We start from the raw sequence: 25,456 nt of genomic DNA, 5'->3' as shown, positions 1-25,456 counted from the left end.
ATTACTTACCTGCCTGCTGTTTGAGCACAGTCTTCACGCGAGCGATGTCACGCTTAACTTGCCGGAGCAGGTGAGACTGCCCCAACTGGCCAGTTGCTTTCTGCATGCGCAGATTGAACTGGTCGCGCAGCAGGCCGAGCAGTTGCTCGTTAAGCTGCGGCGCGTCTTTTTCACGAAGTTCGTTCGCTTTCATCACATCACCGTCCGTTTAACGAAGGCGGTGGCGAGCGGCAGCTTTGCAGCAGCCAAGGCAAATGCCTCACGCGCCAGCTCTTCAGTAACACCCTCGATTTCATACAGGACTTTGCCTGGCTGAATCTGGGCAACCCAGTACTCCACAGAACCCTTACCTTTACCCATCCGAACTTCGAGGGGCTTTTTGGAGATCGGCTTGTCCGGGAATACACGGATCCAGATCTTGCCGCCACGTTTAACGTGACGGGTCAGTGCACGACGCGCTGACTCGATCTGACGAGCGGTGAGACGACCACGAGCTACAGACTTCAGCGCATATTCGCCGAAGCTGACTTTGCTACCGCGCTGAGCCAAGCCACGGTTGTGGCCAGTCATCTGCTTGCGGAACTTCGTACGCTTTGGTTGCAACATTTGGCGTACCCCTTACTTAGCAGCTTTTTTACGAGGCGCTGGTGCTTGTGGTTTCAGTTCTTCTTGGCGACCACCAATTACTTCGCCTTTGAAGATCCAAACCTTTACACCGATCACACCGTAAGTGGTGTGAGCTTCGTAGTTGGCATAGTCGATGTCGGCACGCAGGGTGTGCAGTGGCACACGACCTTCGCGATACCATTCAGTACGTGCGATTTCAGCACCGCCGAGACGACCGCTCACTTGGATTTTGATGCCTTTGGCACCAATGCGCATGGCGTTCTGTACAGCGCGCTTCATAGCGCGACGGAACATTACGCGACGCTCCAGCTGCTGAGCTACGCTCTGCGCAACCAACATACCGTCGAGTTCCGGCTTGCGGATTTCTTCGATATTGATGTGCACAGGCACACCCATTTGCTTGGTCAGGTCCTGACGCAGTTTCTCAACATCTTCACCTTTCTTCCCGATAACGATACCTGGACGAGCGGTGTGGATGGTGATACGTGCTGTTTGAGCCGGACGATGGATATCGATACGGCTTACGGACGCGCTTTTTAGTTTGTCTTGGAGATACTCACGCACCTTCAGATCAGCGAACAAATAGTCCGCATAAGTCCGACCGTCTGCGTACCAGACGGAGGTGTGCTCCTTGACGATTCCCAGGCGAATGCCAATGGGATGTACTTTCTGACCCATCTCTTCGACTCCGTTACTTGTCAGCAACCTTGACAGTGATATGGCAAGACCGCTTGACGATGCGATCAGCACGGCCTTTGGCACGTGGCATGATTCGCTTCAGCGAACGCCCTTCGTTGACGAAAACGGTGCTGACTTTAAGGTCATCAACGTCTGCGCCTTCGTTATGCTCGGCGTTGGCTACGGCCGACTCCAGCACTTTCTTCATGATCTCGGCGGCTTTCTTACTGCTGAAAGCCAACAGGTTGAGCGCTTCGCCCACCTTCTTCCCGCGGATCTGGTCGGCGACCAAGCGGGCTTTCTGGGCGGAGATTCGAGCGCCCGACAACTTAGCGGCTACTTCCATTTCCTAACCCCTTAACGCTTGGCTTTCTTGTCTGCCACGTGCCCACGGTAAGTGCGGGTACCGGCAAACTCGCCTAGTTTGTGGCCGACCATGTCTTCGTTAACGAGAACTGGGACGTGGAGACGACCGTTGTGTACAGCGATGGTCAGACCGACCATTTGTGGCAGGATCATCGAACGACGCGACCAGGTTTTAACTGGTTTGCGATCGTTCTTTTCCGCCGCCACTTCGATCTTCTTCAGTAGGTGAAGATCAATAAAAGGACCTTTTTTCAGAGAACGTGGCACTGTCGTATCCCTCTATTTACTTGCGACGACGGACGATCATTTTGTCGGTACGCTTATTACCACGAGTCTTCGCGCCCTTAGTCGGGAAGCCCCATGGCGATACCGGATGACGACCACCAGAGGTACGACCTTCACCACCACCATGTGGGTGGTCAACCGGGTTCATGGCAACACCACGAACGGTTGGGCGAACGCCACGCCAGCGTTTGGCACCAGCTTTACCCAGCGAACGCAGGCTGTGCTCGGAGTTCGAGACTTCACCCAGGGTCGCGCGGCATTCAGCCAGCACTTTACGCATCTCACCAGAACGCAGACGCAGGGTCACGTAGACACCTTCACGAGCGATCAGCTGAGCCGAAGCACCAGCGGAACGAGCGATTTGCGCGCCTTTACCTGGCTTCAATTCGATGCCGTGTACGGTACTACCAACTGGAATGCTGCGCAGTTGCAACTGGTTGCCCGGCTTGATCGGAGCCAAAGCACCCGAAATCAGCTGGTCGCCAGCGCTCACGCCTTTAGGGGCGATGATGTAACGGCGTTCGCCGTCTGCGTACAACATAAGAGCAATGTGAGCAGTACGGTTTGGATCGTATTCGATACGCTCGACAGTGGCTGGAATGCCATCTTTGTCGTTGCGACGGAAATCGACCAGACGATAATGCTGCTTATGGCCACCACCGATGTGACGAGTGGTAATACGACCATTGTTGTTACGACCACCAGTCTTCGATTTCTTCTCGAGCAGCGGTGCGTGAGGAGCGCCTTTATGCAGCTCCTGGTTGACCACCTTGACCACATGACGGCGGCCAGGGGAAGTCGGTTTGCATTTAACGATTGCCATGATGCACCCCTTCCTTACTCAGCACTGCTGCTGAAATCGAGATCTTGGCCTGGCTGAAGGGAGATAACTGCCTTCTTCCAGTCATTACGCTTGCCCAGACCGCGAGCAGTGCGCTTGCTCTTACCCAGAACATTCAGGGTAGTAACACGCTCTACTTTCACGCTGAACAGGCTTTCGACGGCCTTCTTGATTTCCAGCTTGGTTGCGTCAGTCGCAACCTTGAAAACGAACTGGCCTTTCTTGTCAGCCAGAACCGTAGCCTTCTCGGAAACGTGCGGGCCAAGCAGAACTTTAAATACGCGTTCCTGGTTCATCCCAGCAGCTCCTCGAATTTCTTCACGGCCGACACGGTGATCAACACCTTGTCGTATGCGATCAGACTAACTGGATCGGAACCTTGCACATCACGTACATCAACGTGTGGCAGGTTGCGAGCAGCCAGGTACAGGTTCTGATCAACCACTTCAGACACGATCAAGACGTCAGTCAGGCCCATGCCGGTCAGTTTGTTCAGCAGATCTTTGGTCTTCGGTGCATCAACAGCGAAGTCCTGAACCACAACCAGACGATCAGTACGCACCAGCTCAGCAAGGATGGAACGCATTGCTGCGCGATACATCTTCTTGTTCAGCTTCTGGGTGTGATCCTGAGGACGAGCTGCGAAAGTGGTACCGCCGCCACGCCAGATTGGGCTACGGATAGTACCGGCACGCGCGCGGCCAGTACCTTTCTGACGCCATGGGCGCTTACCGCCACCACGAACGTCGGAACGGGTCTTTTGCTGCTTGCTACCTTGACGGCCGCCGGCCATGTAGGCCACGACTGCTTGGTGAACCAGCGTCTCGTTGAATTCGCCGCCAAATGTCAGTTCGGAAACTTCGATCGCTTGAGCGTCATTTACATTTAATTGCATGTCAGCTTCCCCTTAACCGCGAGCCTTGGCTGCTGGACGTACAACCAAGTTGCCGCCAGTAGCGCCAGGAACAGCGCCCTTGACCAACAACAGATTGCGTTCAGCGTCCACGCGCACTACTTCGAGGGACTGCACGGTCACGCGCTCAGCGCCCATATGACCGGACATTTTTTTGCCCTTGAATACACGACCAGGAGTCTGGCACTGGCCGATAGAGCCTGGAACGCGGTGGGACACGGAGTTACCGTGGGTATTATCTTGCCCGCGGAAGTTCCAACGCTTGATCGTACCCTGGAAGCCTTTACCTTTGGACTGACCGGTTACATCAACCAGTTGACCAGCGGCGAAGATTTCAGCGTTGATCAGATCGCCGGCTTGGTATTCACCCTCTGCGAGAGGGAATTCCAGAACGGTACGACCAGCGGCAACGTTCGCCTTGGCGAAGTGGCCAGCCTGAGCAGCTGTAACACGCGATGCACGACGCTCGCCTACAGTGACTTGCACTGCACGATAGCCATCGGTTTCTTCAGTTTTGAACTGGGTGACGCGATTCGGTTCGATCTCAATGACCGTAACCGGAATGGAGACACCTTCTTCGGTGAAAATACGGGTCATACCGCATTTACGACCGACTACACCAATTTTCTTGGTAGCCATGTTGTAAACCTCATGAGTGTACGGGGCTTTCACCCGCTATGGCCGCCCATTTCAGAGCGTTACACGACTAAGACCGAGTCTTAGCCGAGGCTGATCTGTACTTCCACACCGGCCGCAAGATCAAGCTTCATAAGAGCATCAACGGTTTTATCCGTTGGCTGGACGATGTCCAGTACGCGCTTATGAGTACGGATCTCGTACTGGTCACGCGCGTCTTTGTTGACGTGCGGGGAGACCAGAACGGTGAACCGCTCTTTACGGGTAGGCAGTGGAATTGGACCACGCACTTGAGCACCAGTACGTTTCGCGGTTTCCACGATTTCCTGGGTGGATTGGTCGATCAGGCGATGGTCAAAAGCCTTCAACCTGATACGGATTTGCTGATTTTGCATTGGATTTCAGACTCCGGCTGCTATTCCCAGCGAGCGCAATACGCCCGTTAAAAGGAGGCGCAATTCTATAGACGGGCTACCACAGTGTCAACCCAATAAAAAAGCCCCCGCTAGGCGGGGGCTTTTTCAAGTCACCACTTATTAAGCGATGATTTTGGCTACGACGCCAGCGCCGACGGTACGACCGCCTTCACGAATGGCGAAACGCAGACCATCTTCCATTGCGATGGTTTTGATCAGGGTGACAACCATTTTGATGTTGTCGCCTGGCATTACCATTTCAACGCCTTCCGGCAGTTCGCAGTTACCGGTCACGTCAGTGGTCCGGAAGTAGAACTGTGGACGGTAGCCTTTGAAGAACGGAGTGTGACGACCGCCTTCTTCTTTGCTCAACACGTACACTTCAGCTTCGAAGGTAGTGTGCGGCTTAACCGAACCTGGCTTGACCAGAACCTGGCCACGCTCAACGTCGTCACGCTTGGTGCCGCGCAGCAGCACGCCGCAGTTCTCGCCAGCACGACCTTCGTCGAGCAGCTTACGGAACATTTCAACACCGGTGCAGGTGGTGACGGTAGTGTCACGCAGACCAACGATTTCCAGTGGATCCTGAACTTTGACGATACCGCGCTCGATACGGCCAGTTACAACAGTACCGCGACCGGAGATCGAGAATACGTCTTCGATTGGCATCAGGAACGGCTTGTCGATAACACGGACTGGATCTGGGATGTAGCTGTCCAGAGTCTCAACCAGTTTACGAACGGCAGTGGTGCCCATTTCGTTGTCGTCTTGGCCGTTCAGAGCCATCAGAGCGGAACCGATGATGATCGGGGTATCGTCGCCTGGGAAGTCGTAAGTGCTCAGCAGATCGCGCACTTCCATCTCAACCAGTTCCAGCAGCTCAGCGTCGTCTACCATGTCAGCCTTGTTCAGGAAGACAACGATGTACGGAACGCCAACCTGACGGGACAGCAGGATGTGCTCACGGGTTTGCGGCATCGGACCATCAGCGGCCGAGCAAACCAGGATAGCGCCGTCCATCTGCGCAGCACCGGTGATCATGTTCTTCACATAGTCAGCGTGACCTGGGCAGTCAACGTGAGCGTAGTGACGGATCAGCGAGTTGTATTCAACGTGCGCGGTGTTGATGGTGATACCACGAGCCTTTTCTTCCGGAGCGCTGTCGATCTTGTCGAAAGCAACAACGGCCGAACCGAAAACTTCGGAGCAGACGCGAGTCAGAGCAGCGGTCAGCGTGGTTTTACCGTGGTCGACGTGACCGATGGTGCCAACGTTGACGTGCGGGAGGGTACGGTCAAATTTTTCTTTAGCCACGACAATTAACTCCTAGCCTAAAGGGGCTGAATCAGCCTTGTTTTTTGGTAACGGTTTCGACGATGTGCGACGGAGCCGTATTGTATTTTTTGAATTCCATAGAGTAGCTTGCGCGACCTTGGGACATGGAGCGAACGTCGGTTGCGTAACCGAACATCTCACCCAACGGAACCTCGGCACGAATAACTTTGCCGGAAACCGTATCTTCCATACCCAGGATCATGCCGCGACGACGGTTAAGGTCGCCCATCACGTCACCCATATAGTCTTCAGGTGTAACAACTTCTACCGCCATGATCGGCTCAAGCAGCTCACCACCGCCCTTCTGGGCCAGTTGCTTGGTCGCCATGGATGCAGCCACCTTAAACGCCATCTCGTTGGAGTCGACGTCGTGGTAGGAACCATCAAACACAGTAGCCTTCAGGCCGATCAGCGGATAGCCGGCAACAACGCCGTTCTTCATCTGCTCTTCGATGCCCTTCTGGATAGCCGGGATGTATTCCTTAGGAACCACACCACCCACTACTTCGTTCACGAATTGCAGACCTTCCTGACCTTCGTCAGCAGGAGCAAAACGGATCCAGCAGTGGCCGAACTGACCACGACCGCCGGACTGACGAACGAACTTGCCTTCGATTTCACAGTTCTTCGTGATGCGCTCACGATAGGAAACCTGAGGCTTACCGATGTTGGCTTCGACGTTGAACTCACGGCGCATCCGGTCAACCAGGATGTCCAGGTGCAACTCGCCCATGCCGGAGATGATCGTTTGACCAGTCTCTTCATCAGTCTTGACGCGGAAAGATGGATCTTCCTGAGCAAGCTTGCCCAGAGCGATACCCATTTTTTCCTGGTCATCCTTGGTCTTAGGCTCAACGGCAACCGAAATAACCGGCTCCGGGAAGTCCATGCGAACCAGGATGATTGGCTTGTCAGCGCTGCACAAGGTTTCGCCAGTGGTGACGTCCTTCATGCCGATCAAGGCCGCGATGTCACCAGCGCGTACTTCCTTGATTTCTTCACGGGCGTTTGCGTGCATTTGCACCATACGACCCACGCGCTCTTTCTTGCCCTTAACCGAGTTGATCACGCCGTCGCCGGATGCCAACACGCCCGAGTAAACACGGACGAAAGTCAAGGTACCCACGAATGGGTCGGTAGCGATTTTGAAAGCCAGAGCCGAGAACGGCTCGCTGTCATCTGCATGACGTTCCATCTGCTTTTCCTCGTCATCAGGGTCAGTACCCTTGATGGCAGGAATATCAGTTGGAGCAGGCAGGTAATCGATAACGGCGTCGAGAACCAGGGGAACGCCCTTGTTCTTGAAGGAAGAACCGCAAACAGCCAGGACGATTTCGCCAGCGATAGTACGCTGACGCAGAGCGGCCTTGATTTCCGCGTTGGTGAGTTCTTCACCTTCGAGGTACTTGTTCATCAGCTCTTCGCTGGCTTCGGCCGCAGCCTCAACCATGTTGCCGCGCCACTCGTCAGCCAGTTCCTGCAGTTCAGCAGGGATAGGCTTACGAACTGGAACCATGCCTTTGTCAGCGTCGTTCCAGTAAACAGCTTCCATAGCCAACAGATCGATCTGGCCCTGGAAGTTGTCTTCGGAACCGATGGCCAATTGGATTGGCACCGGAGTGTGACCCAGACGCTGCTTGATCTGACCGATCACGCGCAGGAAGTTGGCACCAGCACGGTCCATCTTGTTTACGTAAACAAGACGTGGAACGCCGTACTTGTTGGCTTGACGCCATACGGTTTCCGACTGAGGCTCAACACCCGAGGTGCCGCAGAACACAACGACCGCGCCGTCGAGAACACGCAGGGAACGTTCAACTTCAATAGTGAAGTCTACGTGACCCGGGGTGTCGATGACGTTGAAGCGGTATTGGTCCTTGTGCTGCTTCTCGGAACCCTGCCAGAAGGCGGTAATGGCAGCAGAAGTAATGGTAATACCACGCTCCTGCTCCTGAACCATCCAGTCTGTGGTCGCGGCGCCGTCATGCACCTCGCCCATTTTGTGACTTTTGCCAGTGTAAAAAAGGACGCGCTCGGTGGTGGTGGTTTTACCAGCATCCACGTGAGCAACGATACCAATGTTACGGTAGCGATTAATCGGTGTTGTACGAGCCATAAAGCCCTCGCAAAATTAGTGACGCTAAAATTAGAAGCGGTAGTGCGAGAAAGCTTTGTTAGCTTCAGCCATACGGTGCACGTCTTCACGCTTCTTAACTGCAGCACCTTTACCTTCGGCAGCGTCCAACAGTTCGCCAGCCAAACGCAGAGCCATAGACTTCTCGCCGCGCTTGCGGGCGAAGTCTACCAACCAGCGCATTGCCAGGGCGTTACGACGGGACGGACGAACTTCAACCGGAACCTGGTAAGTAGCACCGCCTACACGGCGCGACTTCACTTCGACCAGCGGAGCGATGGCGTCGAGAGCTTTCTCGAAGATTTCCAGGGGGTCGCTGTTCTTGCGTTCTTTAACCTTTTCCAGCGCGCCATAAACGATACGCTCGGCAACGGCTTTCTTGCCGCTTTCCATAACGTGGTTCATGAACTTCGCCAGGATTTGGCTTCCGTATTTTGGATCGTCAAGCACTTCGCGCTTGGCTGCTACGCGTCTTCTTGGCATGGATAAGCCCTCAAACGGTCTTCAGGTTCGCTCGGAATCGGTGCCCTTTCGGGACGCCTCCGACCTTACTCTTATCGACTCAGAAAAATAGAAAATCAGTTTTACAAAAAGCCGCTACTACTTAGGCTTCTTGGTACCGTACTTCGAACGACCCTGGTTACGACCTTTAACGCCGGAAGTATCCAGAGAGCCGCGTACGGTGTGGTAACGAACACCTGGCAAGTCTTTTACACGACCGCCGCGGATCAGTACCACGCTGTGCTCTTGCAGGTTGTGGCCTTCACCGCCGATGTACGAGGAAACCTCGAAACCGTTGGTCAGGCGCACACGGCATACTTTACGCAGTGCCGAGTTAGGTTTTTTCGGCGTGGTGGTATACACACGGGTGCATACGCCACGACGTTGCGGGCAGTTCTGCAGCGCAGGCACGTCGGATTTCTCGACGATACGCTTACGCGGCTGACGTACCAGCTGGTTGATAGTTGCCATCTACTAGCTCCACTGTTGTCTTGCGACGCTATTGTCTTGCAAGAAAAGCAAAATGGCAGGAACGAATTCCCGCCAAATTTAGGGGTACAAGAGTCTAAAGAGGATCTTGTCCCCAGTCAAGGCAAGGCCCCGACCTCCCCGCTCATCCAATCTCGACAATTTGTCTCGATTCGACGAACGGAGCGACCAGGGCCTCACACTCATTTATCGCAGAACTCAGTTACCGCTAGAGTTCAGCGCTTCGGTCAGTGCAGCTTCCACTTCACTGGCGCTTACGCGCAACGGCTTGTCAGCTTCACGACGACGCTTGCGCTCGCTGTGGTAAGCCAGGCCGGTACCCGCCGGGATCAGACGACCCACGACCACGTTTTCTTTCAGGCCGCGCAGGTAATCGCGCTTGCCGGTTACCGCCGCTTCGGTCAGTACACGAGTGGTTTCCTGGAAGGAAGCCGCCGAGATGAACGATTCGGTGGACAACGACGCCTTGGTGATACCCAGCAACACACGAGTGAACTTGGAAACGAATTTCTCGTCGCCAGCCAGACGCTCGTTCTCTACCAAAACGTGAGTCAACTCCATCTGGTCGCCCTTGATGAAAGTCGAGTCGCCGGATTCAGCGATTTCAACTTTACGCAGCATCTGACGCAGGATGGTCTCGATGTGCTTATCGTTGATCTTCACGCCTTGCAGACGATAAACGTCCTGGATCTCGTTCACGATGTACTTGGCCAGCGCACTCACACCCAGCAGACGCAGGATGTCGTGTGGATCGCTCGGGCCGTCGGAGATAACTTCGCCGCGGTTTACCTGTTCGCCTTCGAAGACGTTCAGGTGACGCCACTTCGGAATCAGCTCTTCGTACGGATCGGTACCGTCGTTCGGGGTAATGACCAGACGGCGTTTGCCTTTGGTCTCTTTACCGAACGCGATGGTGCCGCTGACTTCAGCCAGGATCGAGGCTTCTTTCGGACGACGTGCTTCGAACAAGTCGGCAACACGTGGCAGACCACCGGTGATGTCACGGGTCTTCGAAGTCTCTTGCGGGATACGAGCGATAACATCACCGATCGCAATCTTCGCACCATCCGCCACACCGACCAGGGCGTTGGCTGGCAGGAAGTACTGAGCGATAACGTCAGTGCCTGGCAGCAACAAGTCCTTGCCGTTGTCATCAACCATCTTCACAGCAGGACGGATATCTTTACCGGCAGCTGGACGGTCTTTGGCGTCGAGTACTTCAATGTTGGTCATACCGGTCAATTCGTCAGTCTGACGCTTGATCGTGATGCCTTCTTCCATGCCCACGTAGGTCACGGTACCTTTCATTTCGGTAACGATTGGGTGAGTGTGCGGATCCCACTTGGCCACGATTGCGCCAGCGTCGACCTTGTCACCTTCTTTAACCGAAATCACGGCACCGTACGGCAGCTTGTAGCGCTCGCGCTCACGACCGAAGTCATCAGCGATTGCCAGCTCACCGGAACGGGACACAGCTACCAGGCAGCCATCCACTCGCTCAACGTGCTTCAGGTTGTGCAGACGGACGGTACCGCCATTCTTCACCTGAACGCTGTCAGCAGCGGAGGTCCGGCTTGCCGCACCACCGATGTGGAACGTACGCATGGTCAGCTGGGTACCCGGCTCACCGATGGACTGGGCAGCGATAACGCCGACCGCTTCACCGATGTTCACCTGATGACCACGAGCCAGATCACGGCCGTAGCACTTGGCGCAAATGCCATAGCGGGTTTCGCAGCTGATCGGCGAACGCACGATCACTTCGTCGATGCTGTTCAGCTCGATGAACTCGACCCACTTCTCGTCTACCAGGGTGCCGGCAGGAACGATAACTTCCTCGGTACCTGGCTTGAATACGTCACGGGCAATGACACGACCCAATACGCGTTCACCCAACGGCTCAACAACGTCACCGCCTTCAATGTGCGGAGTCATTACCAGGCCATGTTCGGTGCCGCAATCGATCTCGGTCACAACCAGATCCTGCGCCACGTCTACCAGACGACGAGTCAGGTAACCGGAGTTCGCAGTTTTCAACGCGGTATCCGCCAAACCTTTACGAGCACCGTGAGTGGAGATGAAGTACTGAAGTACGCTCAAACCTTCACGGAAGTTCGCAGTAATCGGCGTTTCGATGATGGAACCGTCCGGCTTGGCCATCAGGCCACGCATACCGGCGAGCTGACGGATCTGCGCAGCAGAACCCCGTGCACCCGAGTCGGCCATCATATACATCGAGTTGAAGGACTCTTGGTCGACTTCGACGCCATGACGGTCGATGACTTTCTCTTTCGAGAGGTTGGCCATCATCGCCTTGGAAACTTCGTCGTTCGCCTTGGACCAAAGGTCGATCACTTTGTTGTACTTCTCGCCCTGGGTTACCAGGCCGGAGGCGTACTGACTTTCGATCTCTTTCACTTCATCAGTAGCAGCATTGATGATGCGGGCTTTTTCATCCGGGATAACGAAGTCGTTAACACCGATGGAAACGCCGGAAATGGTCGAATAGGCAAAACCGGTGTACATCAACTGGTCAGCGAAGATCACGGTCTCTTTCAAACCAACCACGCGGTAGCACTGGTTGATCAGCTTGGAGATCGCTTTTTTCTTCATCGGCTGGTTGACGACGTCATACGACAGGCCAGGTGGAACAACCTGGAACAACAGCGCACGGCCGACAGTGGTGTCGACGATACGGGTGTTCTTGACGCTGCCGCCATCACGGTCGTTAACGGTTTCGTGGATCCGCACTTTGACCTTGGCGTGCAGTGCGGCTTCGCCGGCACGGAACACACGGTCAACTTCCTGCAGATCCGCGAACACACGACCTTCGCCCTTGGCGTTGATCGCTTCACGAGTCATGTAGTACAGACCCAATACAACGTCCTGCGACGGAACGATGATTGGCTCACCGTTGGCTGGCGACAGAATGTTGTTGGTCGACATCATCAACGCACGCGCTTCCAACTGGGCTTCCAGCGTCAGCGGTACGTGCACGGCCATTTGGTCGCCGTCGAAGTCGGCGTTGTACGCAGCACAGACCAGAGGGTGCAGCTGGATAGCCTTACCTTCGATCAGTACCGGTTCAAACGCCTGGATACCCAGACGGTGAAGGGTCGGTGCACGGTTGAGGAGAACCGGGTGTTCACGGATCACTTCAGCGAGAACGTCCCAAACCTCAGGCAGCTCGCGCTCGACCATCTTCTTGGCAGCTTTGATGGTGGTAGCGAGACCACGCATTTCCAGCTTGCCGAAAATGAACGGCTTGAACAGCTCGAGAGCCATTTTCTTCGGCAGACCGCACTGGTGCAGACGCAGGGTCGGACCTACGGTAATTACCGAACGACCCGAGTAGTCAACACGCTTACCGAGCAAGTTCTGACGGAAACGACCCTGCTTACCCTTGATCATGTCAGCCAGGGATTTCAGAGGACGCTTGTTCGAACCGGTGATAGCGCGGCCACGACGACCGTTGTCGAGCAGTGCATCGACAGCTTCCTGCAACATACGCTTTTCGTTGCGCACGATGATGTCCGGAGCGGACAGATCAAGCAGGCGCTTCAAACGGTTGTTACGGTTGATCACTCGACGATACAGATCGTTGAGGTCGGAAGTCGCGAAGCGACCGCCATCCAGCGGGACCAGTGGACGCAGATCTGGCGGCAGAACCGGCAGAACGGTCAGCACCATCCATTCTGGAAGGTTGCCGGAACCCTGGAAGGCTTCCATCAACTTCAGACGCTTGGACAGTTTCTTGATCTTGGTTTCGGAGTTGGTTTGCGGAATTTCTTCACGCAGGCGGCCAATCTCGTGCTCCAGGTCGATAGCGTGCAGCAGTTCACGGACAGCTTCGGCACCCATGCGGGCATCGAAATCGTCGCCGAACTCTTCCAGCGCTTCGAAGTACTGCTCGTCGTTGAGCAGCTGACCTTTTTCAAGGGTGGTCATGCCTGGATCGATAACGACATAGCTCTCGAAGTAGAGAACGCGTTCGATATCACGCAGGGTCATGTCCATCAGCAAACCGATACGCGACGGCAGCGATTTCAGGAACCAGATGTGGGCCACCGGGGACGCAAGCTCGATGTGCGCCATGCGCTCACGACGAACCTTGGCCAGCGCGACTTCAACGCCGCACTTCTCGCAGATCACACCACGGTGCTTCAAGCGCTTGTACTTACCGCACAGGCACTCGTAATCCTTTACCGGGCCAAAGATCTTGGCGCAGAACAGGCCGTCACGTTCAGGTTTGAACGTACGGTAGTTGATGGTTTCCGGCTTTTTAACTTCACCGAACGACCACGAACGGATCATCTCAGGCGATGCCAATCCAATACGGATGGCGTCGAACTCTTCGACTTGACCCTGGTTTTTCAGCAAATTCAGTAGGTCTTTCAAGGCCTTTCCTCCTGGCGGAGCAGAGAGCGGGCAATCCTGCCCCGCTCTCGATTCGCGTCACGTGTTATTCGGTTTCCAGATCGATATCGATGCCGAGGGAACGAATTTCCTTGATCAACACGTTGAAGGACTCGGGCATGCCCGGCTCCATACGGTGATCGCCATCCACGATGTTTTTGTACATCTTGGTACGGCCGTTCACATCGTCCGACTTCACTGTGAGCATTTCTTGCAGAGTGTAAGCAGCACCGTATGCTTCCAGTGCCCAGACCTCCATCTCCCCGAAACGCTGACCACCGAACTGTGCCTTACCACCCAGCGGCTGCTGGGTAACCAGGCTGTACGAACCGGTAGAACGAGCGTGCATCTTGTCGTCTACCAAGTGGTTCAGCTTCAGCATGTACATGTAGCCAACAGTAACCGGGCGCTCGAACTTGTTGCCGGTACGGCCGTCAGTCAGCTGCATCTGGCCGCTTTCTGGCAGGTCTGCCAGTTTCAGCATGGCCTTGATTTCGCTTTCCTTGGCGCCGTCGAACACTGGAGTGGCCATTGGAACGCCGCCGCGCAGGTTCTTCGCCAGATCCAGGATTTCCTGGTCGGAGAAGCTGTCCAGGTCTTCGTTACGACCGCCGATCTGGTTGTAGATCTCGTCGAGGAAGGTGCGAAGTTCAGCAACTTTACGCTGCTCTTCGATCATCCGGTTGATCTTCTCGCCCAGACCTTTGGCCGCGAGGCCCAGGTGGGTTTCGAGGATCTGACCAACGTTCATACGCGAAGGTACGCCCAACGGGTTGAGGACAACGTCGACCGGGGTGCCATTGGCATCGTGCGGCATGTCTTCAACCGGCATGATCACGGAGACCACACCTTTGTTACCGTGACGACCGGCCATCTTGTCGCCCGGCTGAATGCGGCGACGGATTGCCAGGTAAACCTTGACGATTTTCAGCACGCCTGGAGCCAGGTCATCGCCCTGCTGCAGTTTGCGCTTCTTGTCTTCGAACTTGTCGTCCAGCAGACGGCGACGATCAACGATGTAGGCCTGAGCCTTCTCGAGCTGCTCGTTCAGAGCATCTTCAGCCATGCGCAGTTTGAACCACTGACCATGCTCAAGACCGTCGAGTACTTCGTCGGTGATGTCCTGACCTTTCTTCAGACCAGCGCCGCCTTCAGCCTTGTGGCCTACCAGGGCGGAGCGCAGACGTTCGAAAGTCGCGCCTTCAACGATACGGAACTCTTCGTTCAGATCCTTGCGGATCTCGTCGAGCTGAGTCTTCTCGATGGACAGTGCACGAGCATCACGCTCAACGCCGTCACGAGTGAAGACCTGTACATCGATGACGGTACCCTTGGTGCCGGTAGGCACACGCAGGGAGGTGTCTTTAACGTCGCTGGCTTTTTCACCGAAGATCGCACGCAGCAGTTTTTCTTCCGGGGTCAGTTGGGTCTCGCCTTTCGGAGTGACCTTACCTACCAGAATGTCGCCTGCGCCTACTTCAGCACCTACGTAAACGATACCGGCTTCGTCCAGCTTGTTCAGTGCAGCTTCACCCACGTTCGGGATGTCTGCAGTGATTTCCTCTGGCCCAAGCTTGGTGTCACGTGCCACACAGGTCAGTTCCTGAATGTGGATCGTGGTGAAGCGGTCTTCCTGAACAACACGCTCGGACAGGCAGATGGAGTCTTCGAAGTTGTAACCGTTCCAGGCCATGAACGCGATGCGCATGTTCTGACCCAGCGCCAGTTCACCCATGTCGGTGGACGGACCGTCAGCCATGATGTCGCTGCGCTGAACCCGATCACCCTTACGTACCAGCGGACGCTGGTTGATGCAGGTGTTCTGGTTGGAGCGGGTGTATTTGGTCAGGTTGTAGATGTCGACACCAGCTTCGCCGGTTTCAACTTCGTCATCAGCAACACGAACCACGATACGGCTGGCATCAACGGAGTCGATCACGCCGCCACGACGAGCCACGACGCAAACGCCGGAGTCACGGGCTACGTTACGCTCCATGCCGGTACCGACCAGCGGCTTGTCAGCGCGCAGGGTTGGTACAGCTTGACGCTGCATGTTCGAACCCATCAACGCACGGTTGGCGTCATCGTGCTCGAGGAACGGGATCAGCGACGCTGCAACCGAAACTACCTGCTTCGGCGAAACGTCCATCAAGGTGACGTCTTCCGGCGCCTTGACGGTGAACTCGTTCAAGTGACGAACAGCTACCAATTCGTCGACCAGCATTTTCTTGTCGTTCATCGTGGCCGAAGCCTGAGCGATCACGTGATCAGCTTCTTCGATGGCGGACAGGAACACGATCTCGTCAGTGACCAGAGCGTCTTTCACCACACGGTACGGGCTTTCGAGGAAGCCGTACTGGTTGGTGCGCGCATAGGCGGCCAGGGAGTTGATCAGACCGATGTTCGGACCTTCCGGCGTTTCAATCGGGCATACACGACCGTAGTGAGTCGGGTGTACGTCACGAACTTCAAAGCCGGCACGCTCACGAGTCAGACCGCCAGGGCCGAGTGCAGACACACGACGCTTGTGGGTGATCTCGGACAGCGGGTTGTTCTGGTCCATGAACTGGGACAGCTGGCTCGAACCGAAGAACTCTTTCACCGCCGCAGCCACAGGCTTGGCGTTGATCAGGTCTTGCGGCATCAGGCCTTCGCTTTCAGCCATCGACAGGCGCTCTTTGACCGCACGCTCAACACGTACCAGGCCAACGCGGAACTGGTTCTCGGCCATTTCGCCAACGCAGCGAACACGACGGTTACCCAGGTGGTCGATGTCATCGACGATGCCTTTACCGTTACGGATGTCGACCAGAGTCTTCAGAACCGCGACGATATCTTCCTTGCACAACACGCCCGAACCTTCGATCTCGGTACGACCGATACGACGGTTGAACTTCATCCGGCCGACCGCAGACAGGTCATAGCGCTCAGGGCTGAAGAACAGGTTGTTGAACAGGGTCTCGGCTGCATCCTTGGTTGGCGGCTCGCCTGGACGCATCATGCGATAGATCTCGACCAGCGCTTCCAATTGGTTGCTGGTGGAGTCGATCTTCAGGGTGTCGGAGACGAACGGACCGCAGTCGATATCGTTGGTGTACAGAGTTTCGATGCGAACAACCTGGGCCTTGGCAATTTTTGCCAGGATCTCGGTGTTCAACTCGGTGTTGCACTCTGCCAGGATTTCGCCGGTTGCCGGATGCACGATGGCCTTGGCGGTAGTGCGACCCAGGACGTAGTCCAGAGGCACTTCCAGGGTCTTGAGACCGGCTTTTTCGATCTGGTTGATGTGGCGCGCAGTAATACGGCGACCCGCTTCAACGATGACCTTGCCCTTCTCGTCCTGAATATCAAGAACAGCGATTTCACCACGCAGACGCGAAGCAATCAGTTCCAGACTGAGGGTTTCGCCGCTCAGGTGGAAAACGTTGGTGGTGTAGAACGCGTCGAGCACTTCTTCAGTGGTATAGCCGAGCGCGCGCAGCAGTACCGATGCAGGCAGCTTGCGACGACGGTCGATACGCACGAATACGCAGTCTTTCGGGTCGAACTCGAAGTCCAGCCACGAACCGCGGTAAGGAATGATGCGCGCGGAGTACAGCAGTTTGCCGGAGCTATGCGTCTTGCCGCGGTCGTGGTCGAAGAACACGCCCGGGGAACGGTGCAGCTGGGAAACGATTACACGCTCGGTACCGTTGATTACGAAGGTACCGTTTTCAGTCATCAGGGGGATTTCACCCATGTAGACTTCTTGCTCTTTGATGTCCTTGATCGCTTTGTTCGACGATTCTTTGTCGAAAATGATCAGGCGCACTTTTACCCGCAAAGGTACGGCGTAAGTCACACCGCGCAATACGCATTCTTTGACATCAAATGCCGGTTCGCCCAGGCGATAACCGACGTACTCCAGCGCAGCATTGCCGGAGTAGCTGATGATCGGGAAAACGGATTTGAAGGCCGCATGCAGGCCCACGTCGCGGAACTGATCTTTAGTCGCTCCCGCCTGCAAGAATTCACGATACGAATCCAGCTGGATTGCCAGGAGATACGGCACATCCATGACGTCCGGCAACTTGCTAAAGTCCTTGCGGATACGTTTTTTCTCAGTATATGAGTAAGCCATCAGCGTTCCCCAGCTTGGTCACCTGCTTGTTTGGCCCCTCCCGACGGGAGCAGCCAGAAAATCGTGCAAACCCCATGGTTTGCGCCACCGCATCGGGTGGTTACAGCTCGTTACCAGCACCGACCCAGTCGGTTGCCAATAACGGAAAAAGGCCGGTGGCAAGAGCCACCAGCCATCAGCCTTTCGCTTAACGCTCGGGCTGGAGACGCAAGGTCGATGCTTACTTCAGCTCGACTTTAGCGCCTGCTTCTTCCAGAGTGGCTTTAGCTTTGTCAGCTGCATCTTTCGATACGGCTTCCAGAACAACGCCAGGAGCGCCGTCAACTACTGCCTTGGCTTCTTTCAGGCCCAGACCGGTCAGTTCACGTACTGCCTTGATCACGTTAACTTTCTTCTCGCCAGCTTCCAGCAGCATGACGTTGAATTCAGTTTGTTCTTCAACAACGGCAGCAACAGCAGCTGGACCAGCGGAAGCAGCGGCAGCGGAAACGCCGAACTTCTCTTCCATGGCCTTGATCAGCTCAACGATTTCCAGAACGGATTTTTCGCCGATTGCTTCGATGATTTGGTCGTTAGTCAGAGACATGACTATAAATTCCTGTATTGGGGTGACAGCCTACGCGGCCATCGAAATAAACAATAAACGCTGAAAGGAGTCGCTTAGCCTTAGGCTGCAGCTGCTTCTTTCTGGTCGCGAAGTGCCGCCAGAGTACGAGCCAATTTGCTGGTTGCGCCTTGAATCACGCTCATCAGCTGAGAAATTGCTTCGTCACGGGTCGGCAGGCTTGCCAGTACGTCGATCTGATTAGCTGCGAGGAACTTGCCCTCGAACGCAGCTGCCTTGATCTCGAACTTATCCTGACCTTTTGCGAATTCCTTGAAAATACGAGCAGCAGCGCCCGGATGATCTTTGGAGAATGCAATCAAGGTCGGGCCAGTGAACACGTCGTTGAGCACGTCATATGGAGTGCCAGCAACGGCGCGCTTGAGCAGGGTGTTACGTACAACACGTACGTAAACGCCAGCTTCACGAGCCTCTTTACGGAGTCCGGTCATAGCGCCAACTGTCACGCCGCGGGCATCAGCCACAACAGCAGACAGGGCAACTTGGGCAGCCTCGTTGACTTCAGCGACGATGGCCTTCTTGTCTTCGAGTTTAATTGCCACGGGTTTAACTCCTGCTTGTTACCGTTTCATCCAACCGAGGCCGGATGTCGTTTTGGTGTCTGATTCGGTAAGGAACCGGGAGCACCATCTGCGTAGGCTTGAGGTTTAAGACTTGCGTCGCCTACGGTCTTGGATAGCCCCCGCCAGGCAGGGACCCCAATCTTTCAATTGGCGCAATCACTTGCGCCAACCTGTGTCTTACGCGTCGAGCGAGCCTTGGTCGATGACCAGACCTGGGCCCATAGTGGTGCTCAGGGTAACGCGCTTGACGTAAATGCCTTTCGAGGAAGCTGGCTTGATACGCTTCAGATCAGCGATCAGGGCTTCAACGTTTTCCTTCAGCTTGACGGCGTCGAAGCCGACTTTGCCAACGGAAGTGTGGATGATGCCGTTTTTGTCGGTGCGATAACGAACCTGACCAGCCTTGGCGTTTTTAACCGCGGTAGCTACGTCTGGTGTTACGGTGCCGACTTTAGGGTTAGGCATCAGGCCACGTGGACCGAGGATCTGACCCAACTGACCAACAACGCGCATTGCATCCGGGGATGCGATAACAACGTCATAGTTCAGGTCGCCGCCTTTCATTTCGGCAGCCAGGTCGTCCATACCTACACGGTCAGCGCCGGCAGCCAGAGCGGCCTCAGCAGCTGGACCCTGGGTGAACACAGCTACGCGAACGGTCTTGCCAGTACCGTGCGGCAGCACAGTAGCGCTACGAACGACCTGGTCGGATTTACGCGGGTCAACGCCCAGGTTCACAGCAACGTCGAACGACTCGCTGAACTTGACAGTCGACAGCTCAGCCAGCAGAGCAGCAGCGTCTACAAAGTTGTAGGACTTGCCTGCTTCGATTTTGCCGGCGATAGCCTTTTGACGCTTGGTCAACTTAGCCATTACACACCCTCCACGTTAAGGCCCATGCTACGAGCAGAACCGGCGATAGTGCGCACGGCCGCATCCATATCAGCTGCAGTCAGATCCGCGTTTTTGGTTTTCGCGATTTCTTCCAGCTGAGCACGAGTCACGGTGCCAACCTTAACGGTGTTCGGACGAGCGGAACCGCTAGTCAGACCAGCCGCCTTCTTCAGCAGAACCGAAGCAGGAGTGGATTTGGTTTCGAAAGTGAAGCTACGGTCGCTGTAGACAGTGATAATCACTGGAGTCGGCAGGCCTGGCTCAATACCCTGGGTACGGGCGTTGAAAGCTTTGCAGAATTCCATGATGTTCACGCCGTGCTGACCCAGTGCAGGACCAACAGGTGGGCTTGGGTTAGCCTGAGCGGCCTTCACTTGCAGCTTGATGTAAGCGGTAATCTTCTTGGCCATGAGGCACTCCAATTACGGGTTCAAACGCCTCGAAAGGCTCCCCGGTTACTTGCGCGTTTATCCCAGTGACGACAAAACCCCACAGCCTAAGGCTGCGGGGTTGGGATGCTTGCCCAGCTAGACCTTTTCGACCTGGCTGAACTCTAGCTCTACCGGAGTAGAGCGACCGAAAATGAGCACTGCCACTTGGATCCGGCTCTTTTCGTAGTTAACTTCTTCGACCGTGCCAGTAAAATCAGCAAACGGCCCGTCGTTGACCCGTACCGACTCGCCTGGCTCGAACAACGTCTTCGGCTTCGGCTTGTCGCTACCATCAGCAACGCGACGCAGAATCGCTTCTGCCTCTTTATCGGTGATCGGCGCAGGCTTATCAGCAGTACCGCCGATGAAACCCATCACCCGAGGAGTATCCTTGACCAAGTGCCAAGTACCCTCGTTCATGTCCATCTGGACCAGCACATAACCTGGGAAGAACTTGCGCTCGCTTTTGCGTTTCTGGCCATTACGCATTTCAACCACTTCTTCAGTGGGAACCAGAATTTCGCCGAAGCCATCTTCCATGCCAGCCAGCTTTACGCGCTCTACCAACGAGCGCATGACATGCTTCTCGTAACCGGAGTAAGCATGCACAACGTACCAACGCTTAGCCACGGGACACCCTTAGCCGACAATCAAGGAAACAAGCCAGCCGAGCAGGGAATCAAGACCCCACAACAGCAACGCCATAACCAGAACAACAGCCACTACGATCAACGTGGTCTGCGTGGTTTCTTGGCGAGTTGGCCATACGACTTTACGAATCTCAGTGCGAGCTTCCTTTACCAGTACAAAGAAAGACTTGCCCTTAGCTGTCTGCAGGCCTACAAAGGCAGCTACAGCAGCAATGGCAAGCAGTGCCAGTACGCGGTACAGGATCGGCGAAGCAGAGTAATACTGATTGCCAACAACGCCAACAACCACCAAAGCGACTACTACTAGCCACTTGAGCAGATCGAAGCGAGAGCCTTGAGCTTCAGCTTTAGGAGTCATCTATGAAGATCCTGTGAAAAGAAAGCCAAACCCACCAAGTGAATCTGGCAGGTCAGGAGGGAATCGAACCCCCAACCTACGGTTTTGGAGACCGTCGCTCTGCCAATTGAGCTACTGACCTAAAACAAAATCAGGCCGACCATTATGCCGGCCTGAAAAAGACATTACAACAACTTACTCGATGACTTTTGCCACGACACCCGCGCCGACGGTACGACCGCCCTCACGAATAGCGAAACGCAGACCATCTTCCATCGCGATGGTTTTGATCAGGGTAACGGTCATCTGAACGTTATCACCCGGCATAACCATCTCAACTCCTTCTGGCAGCTCGCAGTTACCAGTCACATCAGTCGTACGGAAGTAGAACTGTGGACGGTAGCCTTTGAAGAACGGCGTATGACGACCACCTTCTTCCTTGCTCAGAACATAAACTTCAGCTGTGAACTTGGTATGCGGCTTGACGGTGCCGGGCTTGACCAATACCTGGCCACGCTCAACATCATCACGCTTGGTACCACGCAGCAATACGCCGCAGTTCTCACCTGCACGACCTTCGTCGAGCAGCTTGCGAAACATCTCTACACCCGTGCACGTAGTCTTGACCGTGTCACGCAGACCAACGATCTCAACTTCTTCCTGGATGCGAACAATGCCACGCTCAACACGACCAGTCACAACAGTACCGCGACCGGAGATCGAGAACACGTCCTCGATCGGCATCAGGAACGGCTTATCAATAGCACGCTCAGGCTGCGGAATGTAGCTATCCAGAGTCTCGACCAGCTTCTTGACGGCAGTGGTGCCCATCTCGTTGTCGTCTTGACCATTCAACGCCATCAGCGCCGAACCAATGATGATTGGAGTGTCATCACCTGGGAAATCGTAGGTGCTCAACAGGTCTCGCACTTCCATTTCAACCAACTCAAGCAGCTCCGCGTCATCTACCATGTCAGCCTTGTTCAGGAAGACAACGATGTACGGAACGCCTACCTGGCGCGACAGGAGAATGTGCTCACGGGTTTGCGGCATCGGACCATCAGCGGCCGAGCAAACCAGAATCGCACCATCCATCTGTGCAGCACCGGTAATCATGTTTTTTACGTAGTCGGCGTGACCAGGGCAGTCAACGTGTGCGTAGTGACGCACGGCCGAATCGTACTCAACGTGAGCGGTGTTGATGGTAATACCACGAGCTTTTTCTTCTGGGGCGCTATCGATCTTGTCGAAGTCAACCTTTGCCGAACCGAACACTTCGGAGCAGACGCGGGTCAAGGCTGCAGTCAGAGTAGTTTTGCCGTGATCGACGTGACCAATGGTGCCTACGTTGACGTGCGGCTTATTACGTTCGAACTTTTCCTTAGCCATCGAAATCACCCTCAGGAGAAGAATGTTACAAGTCAAACAAGCCATTAAAACAAAGGCAGATATTTTCATATCTGCCTTGTTATATGGAGCTCTTGAGCGGATTTGAACCGCTGACCTCACCCTTACCAAGGGTGTGCTCTACCAACTGAGCTACAAGAGCGTAACACTGTGCAAGATCTGCAAACGTGGAGCGGGTAGCGGGAATCGAACCCGCATCATCAGCTTGGAAGGCTGAGGTTCTACCACTAAACTATACCCGCGAGCTTGCAACTCTCGCTAAAAATGGTGGAGGGGGAAGGATTCGAACCTTCGAAGTCGTAGACGTCAGATTTACAGTCTGATCCCTTTGGCCGCTCGGGAACCCCTCCTAAGCGAGCCGGCATTCTATATCATGCCAGCCTTCTGTCAAGCATTTTCTCATTAAAAACCTGAGGTTAGCTGCGTTGACCTCGTTCCGCTGCGTTGACCTTTAAAGGTCTTCACTGCGAAGCGGGCGCCATTCTATGCAAACTAATCCGCCTGTGCAACCCCCTCGCACGGCATTATTTTATGTTTTAACTCATTGAATTCTCTGGAAAGGTTTTGCAACTGCACATCATCCAGCCAGCGTCGGCTTTCAGGTGCGATCCGCACCCAGTAACCAGGCGCATCCGGGAGGTCGCGCGGCAAGGCCTGGAACTTGATCTCCATGCCAGTCAATCTTCGCTCGACGGCCTGAGCCACGTCCTGCCGCGAATAGCCGCCTACATACAGGCACCCGCTATCAGGCTGAACAGCCTTGGCCTTGTCCCGCGCGGCATCGGTGGATTCGCTCAGCAGGCGAATATCCTGCTGCGAACCACGATACAGGCTCAAAGGCGTCACATCCTTGGCGCGCAAGGGGGCTTCTTGTTGATGCCAGATGTAATAGAAAACATTGAGCACTAGCAGTAGCAGGAACAACCAACGCATAAATACCTCAACTCAAAGGGCACGCCATCGCCAGGCCCACAAACACCAGATCTGGAACCACGCGGGCTTCAGGGACGACGCCCGAGACAAGACTTGCGTCCCCACCCGTGAGAAAAACCACAAAGTCTTCACCCCAGTAACTGCGCGCCATCTCCAATTGCGTAAGCACGAATCCCCTGAGCATCAACGAGCAGCCGCGCTCTACCGCTTCGACGGTGGTGCGACCAGGAGCAAGGCTTTCCAGCGCGCGCTCGGCTGCGATGTCGCCATACCGTATCTTGCGCGTGTGGGTGCGCAGCTGATTGCGCATCAAGGGCATCCCCGGACAGATGAAGCCACCGAGATGCTCGCCGTCGCTGTCTATAAAGTCAGCGGTAACGGCTGTACCGAAGTCGAGCACAAGACACGAGCCCGACGCCAGATGGAATCCACCCAGCATCGCCAGCCAACGGTCGAGCCCCAAGCGCTCGTATTCTTCATAGCCGTTACGAACACCGGACATTTCGCGAGAGGGCGCAGCGCAGGCAACTGACACGCCATAAGCACTCTTGAGCAAGGCGGTCAATGCACCGGTTTCTTCGGTGGTCCTGACGCTTACCAGCCGGCAATAGGTCAATGACAGGCTCACGATGGCATTCAGGCTCTCGAGCAACGCCAGATCCGAGTCAACGACCCCCTCTCCCACCGTCATACCGCCGCCCACACCCAGCACGCGCCATTTGATAAAACTGTTTCCGCAGTCGAGCTCAAGAATCATCACGCAACCTCAGGCTGAGCTCACCACCGCTAAAGACTTTTTCCACACCACCCACCTTCAAGCGCAAAGCACCTTGTTTATCGATACCCAGCACTTCGCCATCTATCTGGTTGACCCCGGCAATCAGCGATACGGCGCGCCCCTGCCACAGATGATTCTGCTCCCACTCCGACTGGATGGCAGCAAACCCATCGGTCTGATGACGGTGCAAATAACCCTGCAGCTTCAAACCCAGGGCTGCGACGAGATGGTTGCGATCGAACACCTTGCCGGTCTCGAGACGCATCGACGTCCATTGCTGATCAACCTCATCAGTCATCTGCATGTTTACATTGATTCCAACGCCTAGCACTACGTGGCATACGTCAGCGGGATCGCCCACCAGCTCCAGAAGTATGCCGGCGATTTTTTTCTGCCCGACCAATACGTCGTTTGGCCATTTAAGACCTGCAGCCGAAACTCCGAGCTCACGCAGGGCCTGCATCACTGCCAGGCCTACAACCAGACTGAGTCCTTCCAGCTGCCGCATTCCACCGTCGATGCGCAACACAAGGCTGTAATAGACGTTTTCGGCAAAAGGGCTGACCCACTTGCGTCCGCGACGCCCTCGCCCGGCCGTCTGCCGTTCGGCAACCACCAGGAATGGTGCGGCCTGGCCACGCTCGATCGCGCGCAAGGCCTCGGCATTTGTCGAGTCTATGGAGTCAAAGACCAGGGTGGGCCATTCGCAGGAAGGAGCCGCCTCGCGGATGCTGACAGGGTCGAGCAGCGTCAATGGCGCAGCCAGTTGATAACCGCGACCGCGCACTTTGTGGATGGATAAGCCCAACTCAGCTTCCAGGAGCTGGAGCTGTTTCCAAACCGCACTACGACTGACACCCAGGGCGATGCCAAGGGCCTGGCCAGAATGGAACCGGCCATCCTTAAGAAGCTTCAACAACGTCAGCATGCAAGTCTCGCCTCACAATGAGGCCCGCATGATAGCCATGCACCGAGCGATTGCATAGAAACACGAAGGCCTGAACTTTCCTGCGGACAAAAACAAAACCCCTACCTGCATACGCAGATAGGGGTTTCGGAATTTAATCTTGACGATGACCTA

Annotated in this window: 26 protein-coding genes and 4 tRNA genes; all 30 read right to left on the bottom strand. The window is 55.2% G+C overall.

The features are described from left to right. Position 1: 1 nt before the first annotated feature. Entirely contained in the window at positions 2-193 is a 192-nt protein-coding gene (gene rpmC, locus AAEZ09_RS09675; RefSeq protein ID WP_008030901.1) for a 50S ribosomal protein L29, read from the bottom strand. Then, positions 193-606: a 50S ribosomal protein L16 gene (rplP, locus tag AAEZ09_RS09670; protein WP_045057467.1), complete on the bottom strand. Its 414-nt coding sequence runs from the start codon at positions 604-606 to the stop codon at positions 193-195. The genes rpmC and rplP overlap by 1 nt, the downstream gene beginning before the upstream one ends. A 12-nt stretch (positions 607-618) precedes the next feature. After that, a complete protein-coding gene (rpsC, locus tag AAEZ09_RS09665; protein WP_003176422.1) occupies positions 619-1,305 on the bottom strand; it encodes a 30S ribosomal protein S3 in 687 nt (228 codons plus the stop codon). 13 nt (positions 1,306-1,318) lie between these two features. Beyond that, the gene (gene rplV / locus AAEZ09_RS09660; RefSeq protein ID WP_003103908.1) at positions 1,319-1,651 is read right to left on the bottom strand and encodes a 50S ribosomal protein L22; all 333 of its coding nucleotides are present in this window, start codon (positions 1,649-1,651) and stop codon (positions 1,319-1,321) included. Positions 1,652-1,662: 11 nt separating this feature from the next. Continuing rightward, on the bottom strand, positions 1,663-1,938 hold the full coding sequence (gene rpsS, locus AAEZ09_RS09655; RefSeq protein WP_003232420.1) for a 30S ribosomal protein S19: 276 nt from the start codon (positions 1,936-1,938) through the stop codon (positions 1,663-1,665). 16 nt (positions 1,939-1,954) lie between these two features. After that, positions 1,955-2,779 (bottom strand): 50S ribosomal protein L2, encoded by an 825-nt coding sequence (gene rplB, locus AAEZ09_RS09650; protein WP_045057466.1) that lies wholly within the window; start codon positions 2,777-2,779, stop codon positions 1,955-1,957. Between the two features lie 14 nt (positions 2,780-2,793). Then, positions 2,794-3,093, bottom strand: a complete 300-nt coding sequence (gene rplW / locus AAEZ09_RS09645) for a 50S ribosomal protein L23 (RefSeq protein ID WP_002555488.1) — start codon at positions 3,091-3,093, stop codon at positions 2,794-2,796. Then, complete coding sequence (rplD, locus tag AAEZ09_RS09640; RefSeq protein WP_007896707.1) at positions 3,090-3,692, bottom strand: 50S ribosomal protein L4; 603 nt, start codon at positions 3,690-3,692, stop codon at positions 3,090-3,092. Before rplD ends, rplW begins: the two co-directional genes overlap by 4 nt. Positions 3,693-3,704: 12 nt before the next feature. Continuing rightward, positions 3,705-4,349: a 50S ribosomal protein L3 gene (gene rplC, locus AAEZ09_RS09635; RefSeq protein WP_205892759.1), complete on the bottom strand. Its 645-nt coding sequence runs from the start codon at positions 4,347-4,349 to the stop codon at positions 3,705-3,707. 80 nt (positions 4,350-4,429) lie between these two features. Continuing rightward, on the bottom strand, positions 4,430-4,741 hold the full coding sequence (gene rpsJ, locus AAEZ09_RS09630) for a 30S ribosomal protein S10 (RefSeq protein ID WP_003186070.1): 312 nt from the start codon (positions 4,739-4,741) through the stop codon (positions 4,430-4,432). 141 nt (positions 4,742-4,882) lie between these two features. After that, the gene (gene tuf, locus AAEZ09_RS09625; protein WP_008145495.1) at positions 4,883-6,076 is read right to left on the bottom strand and encodes an elongation factor Tu; all 1,194 of its coding nucleotides are present in this window, start codon (positions 6,074-6,076) and stop codon (positions 4,883-4,885) included. A 31-nt stretch (positions 6,077-6,107) separates the two neighbouring features. After that, complete coding sequence (gene fusA / locus AAEZ09_RS09620; protein ID WP_122838844.1) at positions 6,108-8,213, bottom strand: elongation factor G; 2,106 nt, start codon at positions 8,211-8,213, stop codon at positions 6,108-6,110. A 30-nt stretch (positions 8,214-8,243) separates the two neighbouring features. After that, positions 8,244-8,714, bottom strand: coding sequence for a 30S ribosomal protein S7 (rpsG, locus tag AAEZ09_RS09615; protein WP_002555493.1), 471 nt, complete (start codon positions 8,712-8,714; stop codon positions 8,244-8,246). 117 nt (positions 8,715-8,831) lie between these two features. Beyond that, positions 8,832-9,203: a 30S ribosomal protein S12 gene (gene rpsL, locus AAEZ09_RS09610; RefSeq protein ID WP_002555494.1), complete on the bottom strand. Its 372-nt coding sequence runs from the start codon at positions 9,201-9,203 to the stop codon at positions 8,832-8,834. Positions 9,204-9,419: 216 nt separating this feature from the next. Next, positions 9,420-13,619 carry a DNA-directed RNA polymerase subunit beta' gene (gene rpoC, locus AAEZ09_RS09605; protein WP_045057464.1) on the bottom strand — a complete coding sequence of 1,400 codons (4,200 nt, stop codon included), beginning with the start codon at positions 13,617-13,619 and terminating at the stop codon, positions 9,420-9,422. A 64-nt stretch (positions 13,620-13,683) separates the two neighbouring features. Then, positions 13,684-17,757, bottom strand: coding sequence for a DNA-directed RNA polymerase subunit beta (gene rpoB, locus AAEZ09_RS09600; protein ID WP_045057463.1), 4,074 nt, complete (start codon positions 17,755-17,757; stop codon positions 13,684-13,686). Positions 17,758-17,977: 220 nt separating this feature from the next. Continuing rightward, positions 17,978-18,343 (bottom strand): 50S ribosomal protein L7/L12, encoded by a 366-nt coding sequence (gene rplL, locus AAEZ09_RS09595; protein ID WP_008145490.1) that lies wholly within the window; start codon positions 18,341-18,343, stop codon positions 17,978-17,980. Between the two features lie 80 nt (positions 18,344-18,423). Beyond that, the gene (gene rplJ, locus AAEZ09_RS09590) at positions 18,424-18,924 is read right to left on the bottom strand and encodes a 50S ribosomal protein L10 (RefSeq protein WP_045057462.1); all 501 of its coding nucleotides are present in this window, start codon (positions 18,922-18,924) and stop codon (positions 18,424-18,426) included. Between the two features lie 198 nt (positions 18,925-19,122). Continuing rightward, complete coding sequence (gene rplA, locus AAEZ09_RS09585) at positions 19,123-19,818, bottom strand: 50S ribosomal protein L1 (protein WP_007896626.1); 696 nt, start codon at positions 19,816-19,818, stop codon at positions 19,123-19,125. Continuing rightward, positions 19,818-20,249, bottom strand: a complete 432-nt coding sequence (gene rplK, locus AAEZ09_RS09580) for a 50S ribosomal protein L11 (protein WP_003210097.1) — start codon at positions 20,247-20,249, stop codon at positions 19,818-19,820. The genes rplA and rplK overlap by 1 nt, the downstream gene beginning before the upstream one ends. 117 nt (positions 20,250-20,366) lie before the next feature. Beyond that, positions 20,367-20,900, bottom strand: coding sequence for a transcription termination/antitermination protein NusG (nusG, locus tag AAEZ09_RS09575; RefSeq protein ID WP_007896622.1), 534 nt, complete (start codon positions 20,898-20,900; stop codon positions 20,367-20,369). Positions 20,901-20,909: 9 nt separating this feature from the next. After that, entirely contained in the window at positions 20,910-21,278 is a 369-nt protein-coding gene (gene secE, locus AAEZ09_RS09570) for a preprotein translocase subunit SecE (protein ID WP_009045851.1), read from the bottom strand. Between the two features lie 45 nt (positions 21,279-21,323). Beyond that, positions 21,324-21,399, bottom strand: a tRNA-Trp gene (locus AAEZ09_RS09565). Positions 21,400-21,452: 53 nt separating this feature from the next. Next, positions 21,453-22,646, bottom strand: a complete 1,194-nt coding sequence (gene tuf / locus AAEZ09_RS09560; RefSeq protein WP_007896619.1) for an elongation factor Tu — start codon at positions 22,644-22,646, stop codon at positions 21,453-21,455. Between the two features lie 84 nt (positions 22,647-22,730). Then, positions 22,731-22,806: transfer RNA gene (locus AAEZ09_RS09555), tRNA-Thr, on the bottom strand. A gap of 26 nt (positions 22,807-22,832) precedes the next feature. Beyond that, positions 22,833-22,906 (bottom strand) — tRNA-Gly (locus AAEZ09_RS09550). Positions 22,907-22,929: 23 nt separating this feature from the next. After that, positions 22,930-23,014, bottom strand: a tRNA-Tyr gene (locus tag AAEZ09_RS09545). Positions 23,015-23,156: 142 nt separating this feature from the next. Then, a complete protein-coding gene (locus tag AAEZ09_RS09540) occupies positions 23,157-23,597 on the bottom strand; it encodes a hypothetical protein (protein WP_045057461.1) in 441 nt (146 codons plus the stop codon). 7 nt (positions 23,598-23,604) lie between these two features. After that, positions 23,605-24,354 carry a pantothenate kinase gene (locus AAEZ09_RS09535; RefSeq protein ID WP_045057460.1) on the bottom strand — a complete coding sequence of 250 codons (750 nt, stop codon included), beginning with the start codon at positions 24,352-24,354 and terminating at the stop codon, positions 23,605-23,607. Further along, complete coding sequence (gene birA, locus AAEZ09_RS09530; protein ID WP_045057459.1) at positions 24,344-25,303, bottom strand: bifunctional biotin--[acetyl-CoA-carboxylase] ligase/biotin operon repressor BirA; 960 nt, start codon at positions 25,301-25,303, stop codon at positions 24,344-24,346. Before birA ends, AAEZ09_RS09535 begins: the two co-directional genes overlap by 11 nt. Between the last annotated feature and the right edge of the window lie 153 nt (positions 25,304-25,456).

Source organism: Pseudomonas sp. 65/3-MNA-CIBAN-0223 (assembly GCF_040310425.1).
Taxonomy (GTDB): Bacteria; Pseudomonadota; Gammaproteobacteria; order Pseudomonadales; family Pseudomonadaceae; genus Aquipseudomonas; species Aquipseudomonas gregormendelii.
This window is presented reverse-complemented; position numbering and strand designations above follow the sequence as displayed.